Annotated in this window: 15 protein-coding genes; 11 read left to right on the top strand and 4 right to left on the bottom strand. The window is 66.1% G+C overall.

Annotation, left to right across the window (positions count from 1 at the left end):
- Positions 1 to 150 precede the first annotated feature (150 nt).
- Positions 151 to 1353, top strand: a complete 1203-nt coding sequence (locus MKAN_RS09820; protein WP_129111810.1) for an MFS transporter — start codon at positions 151 to 153, stop codon at positions 1351 to 1353.
- Between the two features lie 83 nt (positions 1354 to 1436).
- A complete protein-coding gene (locus MKAN_RS09815) occupies positions 1437 to 2657 on the top strand; it encodes a sensor histidine kinase (RefSeq protein WP_036393993.1) in 1221 nt (406 codons plus the stop codon).
- 46 nt (positions 2658 to 2703) lie between these two features.
- On the opposite strand, the gene narL is transcribed toward MKAN_RS09815, so the two are convergent.
- Positions 2704 to 3348 (bottom strand): two-component system response regulator NarL, encoded by a 645-nt coding sequence (gene narL, locus MKAN_RS09810; RefSeq protein ID WP_023367793.1) that lies wholly within the window; start codon positions 3346 to 3348, stop codon positions 2704 to 2706.
- 218 nt (positions 3349 to 3566) lie between these two features.
- Between narL and MKAN_RS09805 the strand changes: the two genes are divergently transcribed.
- Complete coding sequence (locus MKAN_RS09805; protein WP_036393991.1) at positions 3567 to 4787, top strand: sensor histidine kinase; 1221 nt, start codon at positions 3567 to 3569, stop codon at positions 4785 to 4787.
- 8 nt (positions 4788 to 4795) lie between these two features.
- On the opposite strand, the gene MKAN_RS09800 is transcribed toward MKAN_RS09805, so the two are convergent.
- Both MKAN_RS09800 and MKAN_RS09795 read right to left on the bottom strand, forming a co-directional pair.
- Complete coding sequence (locus MKAN_RS09800) at positions 4796 to 6412, bottom strand: FAD-dependent oxidoreductase (protein ID WP_023367789.1); 1617 nt, start codon at positions 6410 to 6412, stop codon at positions 4796 to 4798.
- A gap of 13 nt (positions 6413 to 6425) precedes the next feature.
- Positions 6426 to 7091, bottom strand: coding sequence for an IclR family transcriptional regulator (locus MKAN_RS09795; protein ID WP_023367785.1), 666 nt, complete (start codon positions 7089 to 7091; stop codon positions 6426 to 6428).
- 115 nt (positions 7092 to 7206) lie between these two features.
- On the opposite strand from MKAN_RS09795, the gene MKAN_RS09790 reads away from it, so the two are divergent.
- Genes MKAN_RS09790 through MKAN_RS09755 form a run of 8 tightly spaced genes read left to right on the top strand, consistent with a single transcriptional unit; the run spans position 7207 to position 16351 of the window.
- Positions 7207 to 8070, top strand: coding sequence for an alpha/beta fold hydrolase (locus MKAN_RS09790; RefSeq protein ID WP_036393988.1), 864 nt, complete (start codon positions 7207 to 7209; stop codon positions 8068 to 8070).
- Complete coding sequence (locus MKAN_RS09785) at positions 8070 to 9767, top strand: bifunctional 3-(3-hydroxy-phenyl)propionate/3-hydroxycinnamic acid hydroxylase (RefSeq protein ID WP_023367780.1); 1698 nt, start codon at positions 8070 to 8072, stop codon at positions 9765 to 9767. Before MKAN_RS09790 ends, MKAN_RS09785 begins: the two co-directional genes overlap by 1 nt.
- Positions 9715 to 10635, top strand: coding sequence for a 3-carboxyethylcatechol 2,3-dioxygenase (locus MKAN_RS09780; protein ID WP_036393768.1), 921 nt, complete (start codon positions 9715 to 9717; stop codon positions 10633 to 10635). Before MKAN_RS09785 ends, MKAN_RS09780 begins: the two co-directional genes overlap by 53 nt.
- Positions 10632 to 12362, top strand: coding sequence for an FAD-binding protein (locus MKAN_RS09775; protein ID WP_023367776.1), 1731 nt, complete (start codon positions 10632 to 10634; stop codon positions 12360 to 12362). Before MKAN_RS09780 ends, MKAN_RS09775 begins: the two co-directional genes overlap by 4 nt.
- 2 nt (positions 12363 to 12364) lie before the next feature.
- The gene (locus tag MKAN_RS09770; protein ID WP_023367774.1) at positions 12365 to 13675 is read left to right on the top strand and encodes an LLM class flavin-dependent oxidoreductase; all 1311 of its coding nucleotides are present in this window, start codon (positions 12365 to 12367) and stop codon (positions 13673 to 13675) included.
- A gap of 20 nt (positions 13676 to 13695) precedes the next feature.
- Positions 13696 to 14523 (top strand): coniferyl-alcohol dehydrogenase, encoded by an 828-nt coding sequence (locus MKAN_RS09765; RefSeq protein WP_023367770.1) that lies wholly within the window; start codon positions 13696 to 13698, stop codon positions 14521 to 14523.
- Positions 14511 to 15500, top strand: coding sequence for a cyclase family protein (locus tag MKAN_RS09760; RefSeq protein WP_023367767.1), 990 nt, complete (start codon positions 14511 to 14513; stop codon positions 15498 to 15500). The genes MKAN_RS09765 and MKAN_RS09760 overlap by 13 nt, the downstream gene beginning before the upstream one ends.
- Positions 15500 to 16351: an alpha/beta fold hydrolase gene (locus MKAN_RS09755; RefSeq protein WP_023367765.1), complete on the top strand. Its 852-nt coding sequence runs from the start codon at positions 15500 to 15502 to the stop codon at positions 16349 to 16351. Before MKAN_RS09760 ends, MKAN_RS09755 begins: the two co-directional genes overlap by 1 nt.
- On the opposite strand, the gene MKAN_RS09750 is transcribed toward MKAN_RS09755, so the two are convergent.
- Complete coding sequence (locus MKAN_RS09750; RefSeq protein ID WP_023367763.1) at positions 16339 to 17961, bottom strand: multicopper oxidase family protein; 1623 nt, start codon at positions 17959 to 17961, stop codon at positions 16339 to 16341. The two genes, MKAN_RS09755 and MKAN_RS09750, sit on opposite strands and share 13 nt — an antisense overlap.
- Positions 17962 to 17986 lie beyond the last annotated feature (25 nt).

Raw genomic sequence — 17986 nt, 5'->3', positions numbered from 1 at the left:
ACCCGCGTCGCTACCTTGAGGCCCGTGGCCACAGGAACAGCCCTCGCAGCTATCGCGGGTGAGGATGTGGCGAACAGCCATCCGGACGCCGCGGTTGCTTCGGTCTCGTCAGCCGTGGTGCGGCCGGACCGCGATCGCTATCCGGCGGTGATGTGGATACTGCTGGCCGGCAACTTGCTAGTGCGCTCGGCAGGCTTCGCGTATCCGTTCCTGGCCTACCACGTGGCCGGACGCGGTCATCAGGCAGGAGCCGTGGGCGTGGTCCTGGCGGCCTACGGTGCGGGATGGGCGGCGGGGCAGCTGCTGTGCGGCTGGCTGGTCGACCGCTACGGAGCCCGGTCGACGCTGGTCTCCACAATGGCGGTGGCGGCCGCGGTGCTGATGCTGATTGCCGCGGCGCACAGCGTTCCGGTGTTGTCGGTGGCAGCCATGATCGCCGGATTGACCTGCGACACACCACGTCTGGTGCTCGGCTCCGCGATTACCGCGTTGATTGCGGATCCTCGGCACCGGGCCAGACTTGACACCTGGCGCTACGGGTGGGTTCTCAACATCGGCGCGGCGATCGCGGGCGCGGTCGGCGGTCTGGTCGCGGAGTGGATGGGCACCTCGCTGCTGTATTGGATCAACGGGATCGTATACGCAACTTTCGCGGTGATGACGGTCCGCTGCATACCGGCCGGCCGGTACCGCGCGGCGACGCCCGTGACCGCTCATGACCGGGGTGATTACCGGCAAATCTTCGCCGACAAACGGCTGGTTCTGTTGGTCGCATCGGGCTGGGCGACTCTCACGGTGCTGATGGGCATCTTCGCCGTCGTTCCGATGCTGATGAATGCGTCCGGTCTGGGTACCGGCGCTTACGGCTGGGTGCAGGTGGTCAACGGTGTGGCCGTGGCGGCCCTAACCCCTTTGATGACACCGTGGTTGAGTAAGCAGCTGGCGGTCGGCCCCAGGCTCGACATGCTGGCCGTCGCGGGAGTGTGGGTGACTCTGTGCATGGGCGTGGCCGGGATCGCCCACACCACGGCCGGTTTCAGCGCTGCCGTTGCGGCGTGCTCACCGGGTGAGATCGTCTGGTTTGTGGTCAGCGCCGGCATCGTCCACCGGATCACTCAACCTGCCAGCAGCGGCCGCTACCAGGGGGTTTGGTCGATGACGACGGCGGCTGCGGCGGTGACCGCGCCAATCCTGGCTTCCTGCAGTCTCGCACACGGCGGGCGACTACTGATGGTCGGCGCCACCGTGACCGCCGGCCTGCTCGGCACTGCACTGTGCGCACCCCTGGCACGTGCTTTGGCCGGGGCCGACATCGGCAGGGCGCCGCGCAACCACGGCCGCAGATGCTGCTGAACAGCCCGCTGATGAAGCCGGTCCCGAGGGTCCGGCCGGCTCCAGACCCGGCGGTGAAACGCCGCCGTGAGTACGGTATTCCCGTGGCAGTCACCAGCGACGTGGAACTGGAGCGGGTACGCAAGCTGCACCAGCTGCGCTCATACCGGATCGTCTCGGTACTTCGCATCGGGGTCTTGGTGTTCGTCATTGCCGCGATGATCGTCGGCACTCCGACGCACGAATGGGGCCAGCAAACCGTCTTGGTCGCTTTGTATGGAGTTGCCGCACTGTGTGCCCTGGCATTGGCTTTTTCCCCGGCGCGACGACTGCTCGAAGCGGAGGAATCGTCGGGCGTGCGCCGGTGGGAACCTCTGGTATTCACCGCCGTCGACATCGTGGCATTGACCGGCTTCCAGCTGCTGTCGGCCCACGGACTGTATCCACTGCTGATCATGACGTTGCTGCCGGTCCTGGCGGGCGTCGATATCTCGTCACGACGAGCTGTCACGGTGCTGGCGTTCAGCCTGCTCGGGTTCGTGCTAGCGGGGGTCCACGACGGTGTGCTCCTCGGCCCGACGGGCTGGCCCCATACCGCTTTTCTCTTCTCGCTGTATGCATTTCTGTGCGCCACAGCGTTGGTGGTGGTGCGCATCGAGGAGCGCCATATTCGCTCGGTGGCCGGGTTGAGCGCGTTGCGCGAGGAGTTGCTGGCTCAAACCATGACGGCCTCTGAGGAGTTGCAGCGCCGGATCTCGGAGTCCATTCACGATGGGCCGCTGCAAGATGTGCTGGCCGCGCGCCAGGAACTCGTCGAGCTGCAGATCGCGTGGCCAGGCGACGAACGGGTGGACCGGGCTTTGGCCGGCTTGCAGGATGCCTCAGAACGTCTGCGGCAGGCCACCTTTGAGCTGCATCCGGCCGTCCTCGAGCAAGTCGGGTTGGGGGCCGCGGTCCTACAGCTGGCCGCCTCCACCGCGCAGCGTTCGGGCATCGAGATCAGCACCGACATCGACTATCCGGTGCGCAATGAGATCGACCCGATCATGTTCGGTGTGGCCCGTGAGTTGCTGTCGAACGTGGTGCGTCATTCCCGGGCCCGCACTGCGTCGGTCAACCTCGGGATCGCCGACGGCACCTGCGTTCTAGATGTTGCCGACGACGGGGTGGGAATCAGCGGCGACACCATGGCTCGTCGCCTCGGCGAGGGGCACATCGGCCTGGCTTCGCATCGGATGCGGGTCGACGCCGCGCGGGGCATATTCGTTTTTCTGGATACCCGGGCGGGCACCCACGTCCGCGTGGCAGTACCGCTGAAATCCTGATTGCGGCACGCAATTGCTGGCCCAGCGGCAGTCGGTCGAGCGGCAGTCAGTCGAGCAGCCCCTGCCGCATGGCTTCGGCGACTGCGGCCGCACGGTCGCTGACGCCAAGCTTTTCGTAGAGCCGCTGCACATGGGTTTTGACCGTCGATGGCGCCACATACAGTTCGCCGGCGATCGCGGGGATGCTCTGGCCGCGGGCAATACGATTGAGCACCTCTCGCTCGCGGGCGCTGAGCACCGGAGCCGTCGGGGCCGCTCGTTGGCGGATTTCGCCGGCAAGGCCGCCGACCAGGGAGGGCGCGACGACGTCGCGTCCCTTGGCGCAATCGAGTACGGCTTTGACGATCTCGGTGCGTGTCGAATCCTTCAGCAGGAATCCGGCGGCGCCCTGCTGTAATGCCTGGTAGACGATCGCCGATTCGTCGTGCGCCGATATCAGCAGGACGCGGGTCGGCAAGTCGTAGCTGCGCACCGCGGCGGCCACCTGGGCGCCGTCCATGCCCGGCATCCGGTAGTCGAGCAAGGCGACGTCGGGCAGCTCAGTCTTGATCAACTCCAGCGCCGTCGCGCCGTCATCGGCCTCACCGACCACGTTGACCGAGCCGCTCAAGGAAAGCGCGCGCACCACGCCCTCACGAAATAGCGGGTGGTCATCGCCGACCACCACACGGACTTTTTCGGGCGCCGTCATGTTCGCGTCATGTCCCTATCATGTCCGGGTCATGTCCGGGTCATGTCCGGTCATGTCCGGGTCGGCCGACCATGGCGATGAGTGTAGCCGCTCGCCGCGACTATCTGCCCGCAATTCCCGGACAACTCGCGGGCCTGCCCGACAGTTTGCTCTGGCGGATCGGTGATATTGCCGCGCAACCTCCCAATCGCATCCGCGGTCATGACTACGGTGTTCTTGTGGTAGAGACCAGCGACGCGGAACTGAAACGGGTGCGCAAGCTGCACCAGTTGCGCTCCTACCGAATCGCTTCGGTGCTTCGAGTCGGAGTTGTGGTGTTGATGGTCGCCGCCATGCTGGTCGGCACCAACCGCTCGGAATGGCTGCAGCAATCCGCGTTGATCGTTGCCTACGCGTTGGCCGCGCTGTGGGCCCTGGCATTGGCGTATTCGCCGTCGCGACGCGTCATTGTGTTGCGTCGATTCGTCCGGATGGCCAGATACGAGCCCGTTGCGTTCACCGCGGTAGACGTTTTCGCGTTGACCGGTTTTCAGTTGCTGTCCACCGACGGGATCTATCCGTTGCTGATTATGACCTTGCTGCCGGTGCTGGTGGGCTTGGACGTGTCGTCGCGGCGGGCGGCGGTGGTGCTGGCTTTCACGCTCGTCGGATTTGCCCTCGCGGTGGTCCAGGATCCGGCGATGGTGTGGGCAATCGGATGGCCCGAAGCGGTATTCCGATTCGTGCTCTATGCATTTCTGTGTGCCACCGCATTGATCGTCGTTCGAATCGAGGAGCGCCACGCCCGCTCGATCGCGGGTCTGAGCGCGTTGCGTGAGGAACTGCTGGCTCAGACCATGACCGCGTCTGAGGTGTTGCAGCGCCGGATCTCGGAGTCCATTCACGATGGGCCGCTGCAAGATGTGCTGGCCGCCCGTCAGGAGCTCATCGAGTTACAGACGGCTGCGCCCGACGACGAGCGCGTCAACCGGGCTTTGGCCGGTCTGCAGAGCGCATCGGAACGTCTGCGACAGGCCACCTTTGAGCTACATCCGGCCGTCCTGGAACAGGTTGGCCTCGGCGCGGCCGTCGAACAGCTGGCCGCGTCCACCGCGCAGCGTTCGGGTATCAAGGTCAGCACCGACATCGACTATCCGGTGCGCAATGAGATCGACCCGGTCATGTTCGGGGTGGCCCGTGAGTTGCTGTCGAACGTGGTGCGCCATTCCCGGGCCCGCACTGCGTCGGTCAACCTCGGGATCACCGATGGCATCTGCGTTTTGGATGTTGCCGATGACGGGGTGGGAATCAGCGGCGACACCATGGCTCGTCGCCTCGGCGAGGGGCATATCGGGCTGGCTTCGCATCGGGCCCGGGTCGACGCCGCCGGCGGGACTTTCGTCTTCCTGGATACTCCGGCGGGCACCCACGTCTGCGTGGAAGTCCCGCTGAAGTCCTGAAACGACCGCTACCGCGGGTCGACGGATGCGCCGGTGGCGGCAGCGTAGCCGGCGCGGTACCCGAAAACCATTGCGGGGCCGATCGTTCCGCCCGCGCCGCCGTAGGCTCGGCCGGTAACTCCGGCCATCGTGTTGCCTGCGGCGAACAGACCGGGTATGGGGTTGCCGCTGACGTGGAGCACGCGTCCATCGCGGTCGGTGCGCGGTCCGCCCTTGGTGCCCATCGCACCCACACAGATCGGTACCGCATAGTAAGGGCCGGTGTCGATCGGGCCGAGGGTCTTGCCGGCAAGTGTGGTGGCACTCTGATCGCCCCAATAGCCGTCGTAGGCACTGGAACCGCGGCCGAAGTCGGGGTCGCCGCCGGCCGCGACGTTGCGGTTCCACCGCTCGATGGTGCGCGTCAGCCCGTCGACGTCGATGCCGGTCTTGGCGCCCAATTCGGCCAGGTCGGCCGACTCGCAGAACCAGCCGGGAACCGGTTGAGCGTGGGTGACACCCAGAAACCCGTAGCGCTGCAGGTGAATCGAGTCAAACACGATCCAGCCGCGGTCGTTGACGTAGCCGTCCCGGGGATCGAGGTAGTGGAAGGGACCGGCCATCGAGTTGTAATCGCATGCTTCGTTGACGAACCGCCGCCCGGCCCGGTTGACGATGATGCTGCGCGGGCGGGTTCGCTCCAGGCGCACGCTGCGGCTGCGTTGCCTGGCGCCGATGGTGTCGCCGGGGATCTGCACGATCGGAACCCACCACGCTTCACCCATATTGGCCAGATCGGCGCCGCGCGCCATCGCCATGCGCAGTCCCTCCCCGGTGTTGTTGGGCGGCGAGACCGCGCCGTGCATGGGTCCGCGAAGGAATGCCCGCACCAGAACGGGATCCCATTCGAACCCGCCCGTCGCCAGGATGACCCCACGACGGGCCCCAACGCTGATGCTGTGTTCGGGGCGCGCGATTCGCACTCCGGTGACGGCTGAGCCGTCGACGATCAGTTCCTCGGCCGGCGCGTTCGGGCATGGTTGCACTCCGGTGTCCAGCAGGCCCTTCAACAGTCCGGCGATCAGCGCGGTGCCGGCCACGCACATGTTGCCCGGCCCGGGGTCGACGCCGGTATGCAACCGGGCGCGGGTCTCGGCGTCGAAACCGACGTTGGACCAATCGGCGGGGAATGAGGTGATGCGGCCGGCCCACTCGCCGATTCGGTCGAGATCGAACGGCGCCGCGCTGAGCGAGCGCCCACCTGCGGGCTGTCCTCCGGGCAGCTCGGGCCGGTAGTCCGGGAATCCGTCGGCGACCTCGAAGCGCAGACCGCTGTGTTTCTCGACGAAGTCGAGCATGGCCGGGCCGGTACGCACGAACGTTTCCACCAGTGCGTCGTCCATCGATCCCCACGATTGCGCGCGCAGGTATTGCAGGGCCTCGGCCACCGTCAGCTCACGGTCGGGACAGCGGTGATGAGCCGGAATCCAGGCTATGCCGCCCGAGACAGCGGTGGTCCCGCCGATGGTCGGCGCCTTCTCGAACACCGCTACCGATGCGCCGGCGACCGCTGCGGTCAATGCGGCGGTGAGCCCGGCACCGCCGCTGCCGAGCACCACGACATCGAATTCCTGATCCCACCGCATGCCCGGCGTCCCTTCAGCTCAGCAGTGTGGACAACTGTGTGGCGGCCGCGATGACCGCGTCCTTTCCCCGGCACACCACGTCTTCGCGGTGGGAGATGAGGTTGATGCAGGTCGGCGGGGACGGCGCGACGCGGCCCACGGGCACGGCCAGGCCGTAGGTATTGGGTTCGATCTCCCCGTAGGTCATCACCCAGCCCCGCTCCCGGGTGGCGGCTATCAGGTCCCGTTCACCCGGACGCGGCGGCATGCCCGCCAGCAGGGCTATTCCGGCGGCGCCGCGGTCCAGCGGATACCTGCTGCCCTCGTGGAAAGCGAGCTGGTAGGCGACCTGGGTCGGCACGATGACCGCGATCGCCACTTGCTCGTCGCCCTCGGCGACCAGCAACGATACCGTGGTGCCCAGCTCGTCGGCCAGCGACCGCAGGGTCGGCAGACTCAGCTGGCGCAGGTTGTGGTCGAAGGACGAGCCGAGGACCGCCAGCGCCGCCGCCGGCCGGTAGCGCCCGTCCTCGCCCTTGGCGACCAGCCGGAACTGGGTCAGCGTGGCCAGCAATCGGTAGGCGATGGTCCGGTGTACGCCTACCTGGTCGGCCACCTCCTGCATGGTCAGCCCGCGGGGTGAGCCCGCAACCAGCTGCAGCGCGGTCAGCCCCCTGGCCAGGGTCTGCGAGCCGGTCACGGTCTTGACAGGCCCCCGGACGAGAGCAAAGCTCTATATATAACGCACATTAATGTGCGATATTAGCACAATCCGGTACCCGTAAATGAGAACCGGACTTCCGACGGAAGGAACCGTGGCGGAGTTCGAGAGCGTGTGGAGCGATCTCCAAGGTGTCCCGTTCGAGCAGGGTTACCTCAACGCCGCGGGGATCCGGACGCGCTATCTGCGCGCCGGCGATCCCGGTAAGCCTGTGCTGGTGCTGTTGCACGGGTCCGGTGGTCACGCCGAGGCCTACGTCCGCAACCTGGCGGCGCACGGCGAACATTTCTGGACCTGGTCGATCGACATGCTGGGTCACGGATACACCGACAAACCGGGGCATCCACTCGAAATCCGGCACTACGTCGAGCACCTGATGGCGGTGGTGCGCAGCATCGGGGCCGACCGGATCAAGCTCAGCGGTGAATCGCTGGGTGGCTGGGTGGCCGCTCGCGCCGCCATCGACCATCCGGACGTCGTCGACCGAATGGTGCTCAACACCGCCGGCGGCTCGCAGGCCGACCCGGAAGTCATGGCGCGCATCATCGCGCTGTCCATGGCAGCCGCGGAGAATCCGACCTGGGAGGCCGTGCAGGCGCGGATCAAATGGCTGATGGCCGACAAATCCAAGGGCTACGACGACTTGGTTGCCGCCCGGCAACGCATCTACCGCCAGCCCGGGTTCGTCGCGGCCATGCGCGACATCGTGGCTTTGCAGGACCCGCAGATCCGGGCCCGCAACCTGCTGGGTCCCGACGATTACGGGGTCATCACCGCGCCGACGCTGGTGCTCTGGACGACCCACGACCCGACGGCCGACGTGTCGGAGGGCCGCCGGATCGCGTCGATGATTCCCGGCGCGCGCTTCGAGGTGATGCCGGGCTGTGGCCACTGGCCCCAGTACGAGGACGCGAAGACGTTCAATCGCCTGCACCTCGATTTCCTGCTGGGCCGCTGATGACCGGGAACGGACATGAGGTAGACGTACTGGTGGTCGGCGCCGGCCCGGTCGGGCTGACGTTAGCCAATATCCTTGGGCTGCAAGACATTCACACGTTGGTGGCCGAGGAGCGAGCCAGCCTGATCGACTATCCGCGCGGGGTGGGGCTGGACGACGAGGCGCTGCGCACCTTTCAGTCGATCGGTCTGGTCGACGAAATCCTCCCGCACACGGTGCCCAACCAGATTCTGCGGTTCTTCGATGCCAAGCGCCGGGTTCTGGCCGAAATCGCCCCGCCCGACGCGCGTTTCGGCTGGCCCAAGCGCAACGGTTTTGTGCAGCCGCTGGTCGATGCCGAATTGTTGCGGGGGCTGGACAGATTCGACCACGTCGAAGTGTGGTGGAACCGTCCGGTGATGTCCTGCGCGGAAACCGGCGACGCGGTGACGGTCGAGTGTGGTGGCGAAGGCGGCGTGTCGCGGGTGCGTGCCGACTATGTCATCGGCTGCGATGGTGGCCGCAGTGTCATCCGTCGGACGATGGGGGTTTCTTTCGAAGGCACCACGTCGCCCACCCGGTGGCTGGTGGTCGATATCGCCAACGATCCGCTGGGCCACCCCAACAGCGAGGTCGGCGCCGATCCGGAGCGCCCGTACGCCTCGATCTCCATCGCACACGGGATCCGCCGGTTCGAATTCATGATTCACGCCGACGAATCCGACGAGCAGGCGGAGGATCCGGCGTTCTTGACCCGCATGCTGGCACGCGTTGTCCCATACCCCGACCGGGTCGAGGTGATCCGCCGGCGCGTCTACACCCATCACTCGCGAATCGCCGGCGCCTTCCGTAGCGGGCGTCTGCTGCTGGCCGGCGATGCCGCACACCTCATGCCGGTATGGCAGGGGCAGGGCTACAACAGCGGCATCCGCGACGCGGCGAACCTGGGATGGAAGCTTGCCGCGGTGGTCACCGGGCAGGCCCGCGACTCCCTGCTCGATACCTACGACATGGAACGCCGCAAACACGCCCGGGCGATGATCGACCTGTCCACCATGGTGGGCAAGGTGATTTCCCCCACCGACCGCAGGGTCGCGGCCGGCCGGGACCTGATCGTGCGCGCCGCTTCAATTGTGCCGGCGCTCAAGCGCTATGTGCTCGAGATGCGGTTCAAGCCGATGCCAAGCTACGAGCGCGGCGCAGTCGTGCACCTCGGGCCCCGCAACCCACGATCCCCTGTGGGTACTTTGTTCGTTCAACCCCGGGTCAACACCCGCACCCGCCGCAACGTCTTGCTGGACGACGTGCTGGGCGCCTGGTTCGCCGTGTTGTGCTGGAACAACAACCCGCGGAAGATCCTTGGCGAGCCCGCATTTGCGACGTGGCAGGCGTTGGGTGCCCGGTTCGTTGCCGCTCGTCCGCAGGTGCAGCTGCGCTGGACCGGACACGACGATCCCGATGTCGTGGTCGTCGGTGACCACACCGGAGACCTCAAGTCCTGGTTCGACGCTCACGGCGAGTCGGTGGTGTTCCTGCGTCCCGACCGGTGTATCGCCGGCGCATGTATCGCCCAACTCGCTCCCGAGTTGAGCGCATCGCTCGTCAAAGCCCTCACCCTCACTCCGAGAGGCGGTGATTTCCAAAGTGCCACTGGCTCTGTGCTGTATGTCCCACAGCCCGCTACTGAATCTACCGGGGCCGCCGCGGGACCTGCTTGACGAAGTGAATACCGCGATCGCAAAGGCACGGGAATTCGTCGGCGAGTACGACCCCGAGCTCGTCGTCATCTTCTCGCCCGACCACTACAACGGATTCTTCTACAAGGCGATGCCGCCATTTTGTATCGGCATGCACGCCAACGGAGTCGGCGACTACGGAAGCTACACCGGCCCACTCGACGTTCCCGAGCAGATCGCGCAGCGGTGCGCCAAGGCCGTGCTCGGCGCGGACATCGATGTCGCGCTTTCGGCGAGCATGGACGTCGATCATGGAACGGTCCAGCCGCTGGAGAAACTCTTCGGCACGGCGACCGCGCGCCCTGTGATACCGATCTTCATCAATGCGATCGCCACGCCGCTGGGACCACTGCGCCGCTGCCGGGCACTGGGCACCGTGGTAGGCAATTTCCTTGCCTCGCTGGACAAGCGGGTACTGGTGATCGGATCCGGCGGGCTGTCGCACAGCCCTCCGGTGCCGACTCTGGACGACGCCGGCCCGGCCGGTCTGGAGCGGATCGTGCACGGCCAGCCGATGAGTTCCGAGCAACGCCAAGCCCGGCAGACGGCGGTGATCGACGCCGCCAAGAGCTTCGCCGCGGGAGACAGCAATCTTCAGCCCCTCAACCCGGCCTGGGATCAGCGCTTCCTGGAGATCGTCGACGGGGGACACCTGGACGACCTGGATCAGTGGTCGAACTCGTTCGTGATGCACGAGGGCGGTGGTTCCGCGCATGAAATCCGCACCTGGATAGCCGCTTTCGCTGCCCTGGCGACCGCGGGAACGTACCGGACCACGCTTCGCTACTACAAGCAGGCTCCCGACCTGATCACCGCGTTCGCCATCAGGACGGCGGCGCCGAGCCCATGACCCATACCGGCAGCGAAGGGTTCGACCACGTGGTCGACGTGCTCGTGGTGGGGTCCGGCGCGGGCGGTATGACTGCCGCGCTGGCCGCCGACGCCGCCGGCCTGCAGACGCTGGTGGTGGAAAAGTCCGGACACTTCGGCGGTTCGACCGCCTTGTCCGGCGGCGGTATCTGGGTACCCGGCGCGCCGGCGCAGCGCCGAGCGGGCTACGCCCCGGCATCCGCTGATGTGATCGAGTACCTGCGCCGGGTCACCGGCGGTCTGGTAAGTCCGGCACGGATCCGGCAATACGTCGAATCGGCCCCGCGGATGCTGGAGTTCCTGGAAGGGCTCTCGCCGTGGCTGGAATTCGTCTGGAAGCCCGGCTATGCCGACTACTATCCGAACCTGCCCGGCGGCTCCGAACTGGGCAGCACCATCAACGTGCCGCCCATCGATCTGCGTTCACTGGGTGACGACGAGGAGAAGCTGCTCCGGCCGCTGGCGCTGGCGCCGAAGGGAATCTGGCTGGGTCCAAACGAGTTACGTGCGTTCTACCGGATCCGCCAGTCGTGGAGCGGAAAGGTAGTGCTGCTGAAGCTGATCGCCCGCATGGTCAGGGCCAGGGTGCTCGGTGAGCGGATCGCGGCGATCGGCCAGTCACTGGCGGCACGGTTGCGACTGGCGATGAAAGAGCGTGACATTGCGCTGTGGTTGGACTCGCCGATGGCCGAATTGCTCACCGACAGCGACGGATCGGTGATCGGTGCGCTGGTGGACCGGGCGAGGGTGCCGACACGGATCGGCGCGCGACACGGGGTGATCCTGGCTAGCGGCGGTTTCGACCACGACCTGCCGTGGCGCAAGGAACAGCAGCCGATCGTGGACCAGGATTGGAGCTTCGGCAATCCCGTGGCCACCGGCGACGGCATCCGGGCTGGCCAGCGGATCGGCGCGGCCACCGAGCTGCTGGACGAGGCATGGTGGTTTCCTGCCATTCAATGGCCCGACGGCCGAATGCAATTCATGCTCAACGAGCGGATGATGCCCGCGCAATTCATCGTCAACGGTGACGGCAGGCGCTTCGTCAACGAGGCCGCTCCCTACCTGGATTTCGGCCACGCCATGATCGAGGGTCAGAAGTCCGGGGTCACCCACATCCCCTGTTGGCTGATCACTGATCACCGGTCCTGGAATCGCTACGTCATCGCCGGGCATCTGCCGATACCGAAGATTCCCGGCGCGCCGGTGCCTACCGGGCGGACGGTCCCCGCGGCCTGGCTGGAGACCGGCGTCGTCAAAGCGGCGCGGACGTGGGAGGAGCTGGCAGGTAAGATCGGCGTCCCGGGCGCCCAACTCCGGGCAACGGCAACGCGTTTCAACGAACTCGCCCGCAACGGCCACGACGACGACTATTGCCGCGGCGACAGTGCCTACGACAACTACTATGGCGACCCGACGCTGCCCAACCCCAACCTCTACCCGCTGGGCGATCCGCCCTACTACGCGTTCCGCATCGTTCTCGGTGACCTCGGCACATCGGGAGGCCTGCGCACCGATGAACACGCACGGGTGCTGCGCTGCGACGACACCGTGGTGCGTGGACTCTACGCGGTGGGCAACACCTCCGCACCGGTCATGGGCCGCAGCTATGCCGGCGCCGGGGCAACCATCGGACCCGCCATGACCTTTGGCTATGTCGCAGTGAAACACGTCGCGGCACAGGCACGTAATGCTCATAGGAGGTAAGCATGAAGATCTCGCTGTTCTACGAATTCGCCCTGCCGCGTCCCTGGACCGCCGACGACGAACGCATCCTGCTGCAGGATTGCCTCGACGAGGTCGAGGCCGCCGACAAGGCCGGCTTCGCCACCGTCTGGCTCACCGAGCACCACTTCCTCGAGGAATACTGTCATTCCACTGCACCCGAAATATTTCTGGCCGCGGCCAGCCAGCGGACCAAGAACATCCGGCTGGGATTCGGCATCATGCACCTGCCGCCCGCAGTCAACCATCCGGCGCGGGTGGCCGAACGTATTGCCACCCTGGACCTGCTGTCCAACGGGCGGGTCGAGTTCGGCACCGGCGAATCTTCCTCGGTGGGCGAACTCGGGGGATTCAACATCGATCCCGCCGACAAGCGGGCGCAATGGGAGGAGGCACTGGAAGTCGCGATTCGCTGCATGATCGAGGAACCGTTCTCCGGTTTCCACGGCGAGCACATCCAGATGCCGGCCCGCAACGTCATTCCCAAGCCGACGCAAAAGCCGCACCCGCCGGTATGGGTAGCCTGCACCCGGCCGGCCACCGTCCAGATGGCCGCCCAGAAGTGCATCGGCGCACTGAGTTTCGCCTACACCGGCCCGGGCCCGCTGACCGAGCGGGTGAACGGCTACTACAAGGAATTCGAGGAGAACGGCGTCCCGGCGACCCCACGGATCAACCCAAACATCCTGGCCATCGGCGGTGACCTGTCGATGATGGTCGCCCGGACGGACGACGAGGCGCTGCGGCTCCTCGGGCAGGGCGGCGGGTTCTTCTCGTTCGGCATCATGCACTACTACATGACCGGTGTGCACACGCCCGGGCGCACGGGTGTATGGACCCGGTATCTCGAAGAGGTGCAGAAGGATCCGACGCTGGCGTACGGGCCGGGACGCGGCGCCATCGGCTCGCCGGCCACCGTGCGCGAGTTCCTGCGCGGCTACGAGGAGAGCGGCGTGGACGAGATCATCCTGCTGCTCAACCCGCGTAGTCACGAGGGCACCATGGAGTCCATCGAAATCATGGGCGCCGAAGTGCTGCCGGAATTCATCGAGCGCGACGCCAAGGCGGTCGCCGACAAGGCCGCCAGGCTGGCTCCCGTCATCGAGCGAATCGAGGCACGCCGGCCGGAAACACGACCCTTTGGCGCACCCGCCTTCGACGAAAACTACTCGTTCGGCGGCCTGCCCACCGGACGCGGCGGTAAGTTCACTGCCAGCGAGATTCCCGAAGCCATGGCGGAGATCAACGAGGGCCGCGTCATGGCGGCGCGCCGCGCGAAGGAGCAGCGTCAATGACACCGGAAGCTGGCTAGGCGTTGGGCCTGATCGACGACCTGTGGTGCTACGACGGCCGCCGTGCAGTGGTGACCGGATGTTCCTCGGGCATCGGCGCGCAGGTTGTACATCAACTCACCGAACTCGGCGCGCACGTGGTCGGCTTGGACAAACAGCGACCGGGCCACGAGATCAACGACTTTCACCAGGTTGACCTCGCCGATCCGGATTCCATCGATCGGACCGTCGCGGCTCTCGGCGGACGCGTCGACATGCTGTTCAACGTCGCCGGCGTCTCATCGGGGATCGGCGACCCGCTACTGGTTGTCACCATCAATTTCCTTGGGCTGCGCCATCTCACCGAGGCGCTGATCCCGATGATGGCCGCGGGTGCGTCGATTGTCAGCGTGTCATCGCTTGCCGCGGCGGCCTACCGGGAACATCGGTCTGCAGTGGCTCCGCTGCTGGATACCACGACGATGCAAGAAGGCATCCAATGGTGTCATCGCCACCCCGAGGCGGTTGGCAGCGGCTACCAATTGTCCAAGGAAGCAGTCATCCTCTACACGATGCGACGCACGGCCGACCTCGGTGCACGCGGTATCCGGATCAACTGCACCGGGCCCGCGGTGACCGAGACACCGATCCTCGACCAGCTGAGGCGTGCCTACGGGCCGGAATTCCTCGACGACATCTTCAAGCCGCTGGGCCGGGTGGCCGATCCGGCCGAACAGGCCGCGGTGCTGCTGTTCCTGAACAGCCGTGCCGCCAGTTATATTTCGGGTCAGGTCGTCTGGGTGGACGGCGGAAACCTGGGCGCCGCAATCGCCGGTGAACTCGAGAAGGGACGGGCGTCATGGCCAGCCTAACCGAATTCAGGAGGGTGGCAAGCGATCTCAGCAACTGGGGCCGGTGGGGTGACACGGACGAACTTGGGACGCTGAACTTCATTACCGCCGACACCGTCCGGCACGCCGCCAGCCTGGTCCGGCACGGGAAGGTGTTTCCGCTCGGCGTGGATTTCGGGTCGTCCGGCCCGCAGGGCGCTTTCGGGTTCCGGCACAACCCGATACACGTGATGACCGTGGACGGTGGCGATGCGAACACCCTGGGCAGGTACGGGCCGGGATGGACGCAGAACCCCACCGCCGAACAGATGGGCAGCTACCTGGTCGACAATCCGTTCCGGTTCAACGACGACATGGTCATCATGCCGTTGCAGGCGGCGACCCAGTGGGACGCGCTGTCGCATGTCTACTACGACGACCTCCTCTACAACGGCTTCCCGGCGGGGTCGGTGACCAGTCTGGGGGCCTTCCACTGCGGCATCGACAAGGTCGATGTCAAGGGCATCACCTCGCGTGGCGTGTTACTGGACCTGGTGCGTCATCGCGGTGCGGAAGTCTTTCTCGAGCATGGCAACCCGATCACTCCAGAAGAGCTGGACGACGTCGTTCGTGCCCAAGGCGTCACCGTCGGCCGCGGCGACATCGTGCTGATCCGAACCGGTTGGTGGGCACGGTTTCTGATGACCGGCAACAAGACCGAGCGGTACTCCGGGTTGGACTGGCGCTGCGCCCAGTGGCTGCACGATCACGAGGTCGCCGCGGTCGCTTCCGACAACCTTCAGGTGGAGGACCCGGTTTCGGGAGTCGAAGGCCTGTTCTTGCCGTTTCATCTGCTGTGCCTGCGTGACATGGGGCTGATGCTGGGCGAATACTGGGACCTCACGGCCTTGGCGGCCGACTGCGCCACCGACGGGGTTTACGAGTTTCAGCTGATCGCGCCGCCGCTGAGATTCATTGGCGCCGTGGGATCGCCGGTGAATCCCGTCGCGATCAAGTGATGCCGATACACCGCCGCACGGCCGTGGTCGACGGGCTGGTCACCAGTTATCTGGAGTCGGGTACGGGTGACCCGGTGGTGCTACTGCACGGTGGCGAATTCGGGGCCACCGCCGAATTGGGCTGGGAGCACAACATCGTCGCGCTGGCTGCGCGCTACCGGGTGCTGGCACCCGATCTCCTCGGGTTCGGGCAGTCCGCCAAGGTCGTGGACTTCGTCGACGGCCGCGGGATGCGCATCCGGCACGTGGCACGGTTCTGCGACGTTGTCGGTGTCGACTCCGCGCATTTCGCCGGCAATTCCATGGGCGCCATCATGCTGCTGACCGATGCCACCTCGGATGCACCCCGGCTGCCGATCCGCACCATGGCGATCATCTGCGGTGGGGGAGAGATTCAGCAGAATCGGCACTTCGACGCCCTGCAGCGTTACGACGCCACGCTGCCGGGGATGCGCCGCATCGTCGAGGCGTTGTTCCACGACGCCCGCTATCCGGCCGACGAAGACTACGTGCGGCGCCGCTACCAGTCGAGCATCGCTCCGGGAGCGTGGGAAGCCGTGGCGGCAGCGCGTTTTCGCCGCCCCGGCGCTGGGCCGGGATCTGAGCCGGAATCTGCACCGGCCTCGGAATCGTCGAGTGCGCGCCGCTATCAGTGCATCACCGTGCCGACGCTCGTGGTCGAGGGGCGTAACGACAAGCTGCTGCCCGCCGGGTGGGCCGCGCAGCTCGCCGAGCAGGTCAAGGATGGACGCGCGGTGGTGATCGACGACGCGGGCCACTGTCCGCAAATCGAGCAATCCTCGGCCGTCAATGAACTCCTGCTGGACTTCTTCAGCCGTCAGAAGACGTAATCCAGGCGCGTCATCATGCCGGCCGCCAGGTGATACATGTTGTGGCAGTGCATCACCCACGTACCCGGATTATCGGCGACGAGCACTGCTTGGACCTTCTGCTTGGGCAGGACGATCACGGTATCCTTGCGGGCGCCGAGGGAACCGTCGGCTTTGATGATCTGATAGGTGTGGCCGTGCAGGTGCATGGGGTGCCACATCACGGTGGCGTTGTCGAACACCAGAAGTTGGCGCTGGCCCTGGTGTACCTGTAGTGGCTTGGTCCTGCTGTAGGGCTCACCGTTGATCGTCCAGTCGTATTTCGCCATGGTGCCGCCCAACACGACGGGGAGTTCGAGGCCGGGTTCGGCCCGGCCCAGATTGGCCGACGTTGTGGCGGTGAACATCTCGATGGTGCCCACCTTCTTGGTGAGTTCCGCCGGCCGGAACTGCGGATCGGGCGCGCTGCCCGCACCGGTGGACAGCAGCGAACGGGCCACGGCGTTCTTGCCTTCGGCGAGTGCGACGAGCGGGAAGACACCGGATGCCGCCGTCACGATGACGTCGTAACGTTCGCCCATACCGATCAGCAGGGCGTCGACCGGTGTCGGAAGCACCGGGTAACCGTCGGTGTGGGTGACCGTCATCGAATGTCCGGCCAACGCGACACGGAACGCGGTGTCTGCGGCGGCATTGATGATCCGGATCCGGATTCGCTGTCCCGGTTTGGCATTGAAGGTCGTGGGGGCCGCGGGGATACGGCCGTTGATCAGGTAGTAGGGGTAGGCGACGTCGCCGGCGTCGCCGCCGAGCAAGTCGCTGCTGGCCACGTCGCCGCCGGGCATCCCGGGCATCGGGGACGACGGCGTGGTCTCGGTGGTGGTCGTCGTACTTGTGGCACTTGTCGTGCTCGTCGTATCTGTCGTGGTTGGCGGGGTCGTGCTTGGCGGGGTGGGCGTGGGCATTGCGGTGGGCTTGTTCGGGTCGACCAGGGCGTCGTAAATCTGTTGCGGACTCTTGCCGACGCCGTCGGTCCAATCGTCAAGCACAACAATCCATTCCGCGTCGTAGCGCCCCGGCTCGGTCGGATCGTCGATGATGACCGGCAGATAAAGCCCCATGTCCTCCTCGAGGCCGACGTGCGGATGAGCCCAGTAGGTGCCTGGATCGGGTACGGAAAACCGGTAGGTGAAGTCGTGGCCGGCCTCGATGTTCGGGGTGGCGGGCACGACACCGTCCATGTCGTTGCGCAGCGCGATGCCGTGCCAGTGCACCGACGTCGGGCGGTCGAGCCGATTCGTCACCGCGACGACAATCTCATCGCCGACGGCGGCCCGGATCAGCGGTCCCGGGACCGTGTTGCCGTAGGCCAGCGTATGGGCGATCGGCCCACCGAGGTCGATCTCCGCCTGCTGAGGGACCAGGCTGGCGGTAACGGTTCGACCGCTGTGCGGCCGGGCCCGCTCGGCCGCGTCGATTGCGGCAGCCATGGCCGCCTCGCCTGCCGAGTGTGTCTGTGAGTGGCCGCAACCGGCCAGCGCCAACCCACTGGCGATTCCGGCGCCGATAAAGCCGCGCCTGCTGAGCTGTACTCCGCCCAGGGGATGACCGCTCGCTGGCAGTACCGGCATGGACAGCTCCTCGTCTCCGTTGATT

Source organism: Mycobacterium kansasii ATCC 12478 (assembly GCF_000157895.3).
Classification (GTDB): Bacteria; Actinomycetota; Actinomycetes; order Mycobacteriales; family Mycobacteriaceae; genus Mycobacterium; species Mycobacterium kansasii.
This window is presented reverse-complemented; position numbering and strand designations above follow the sequence as displayed.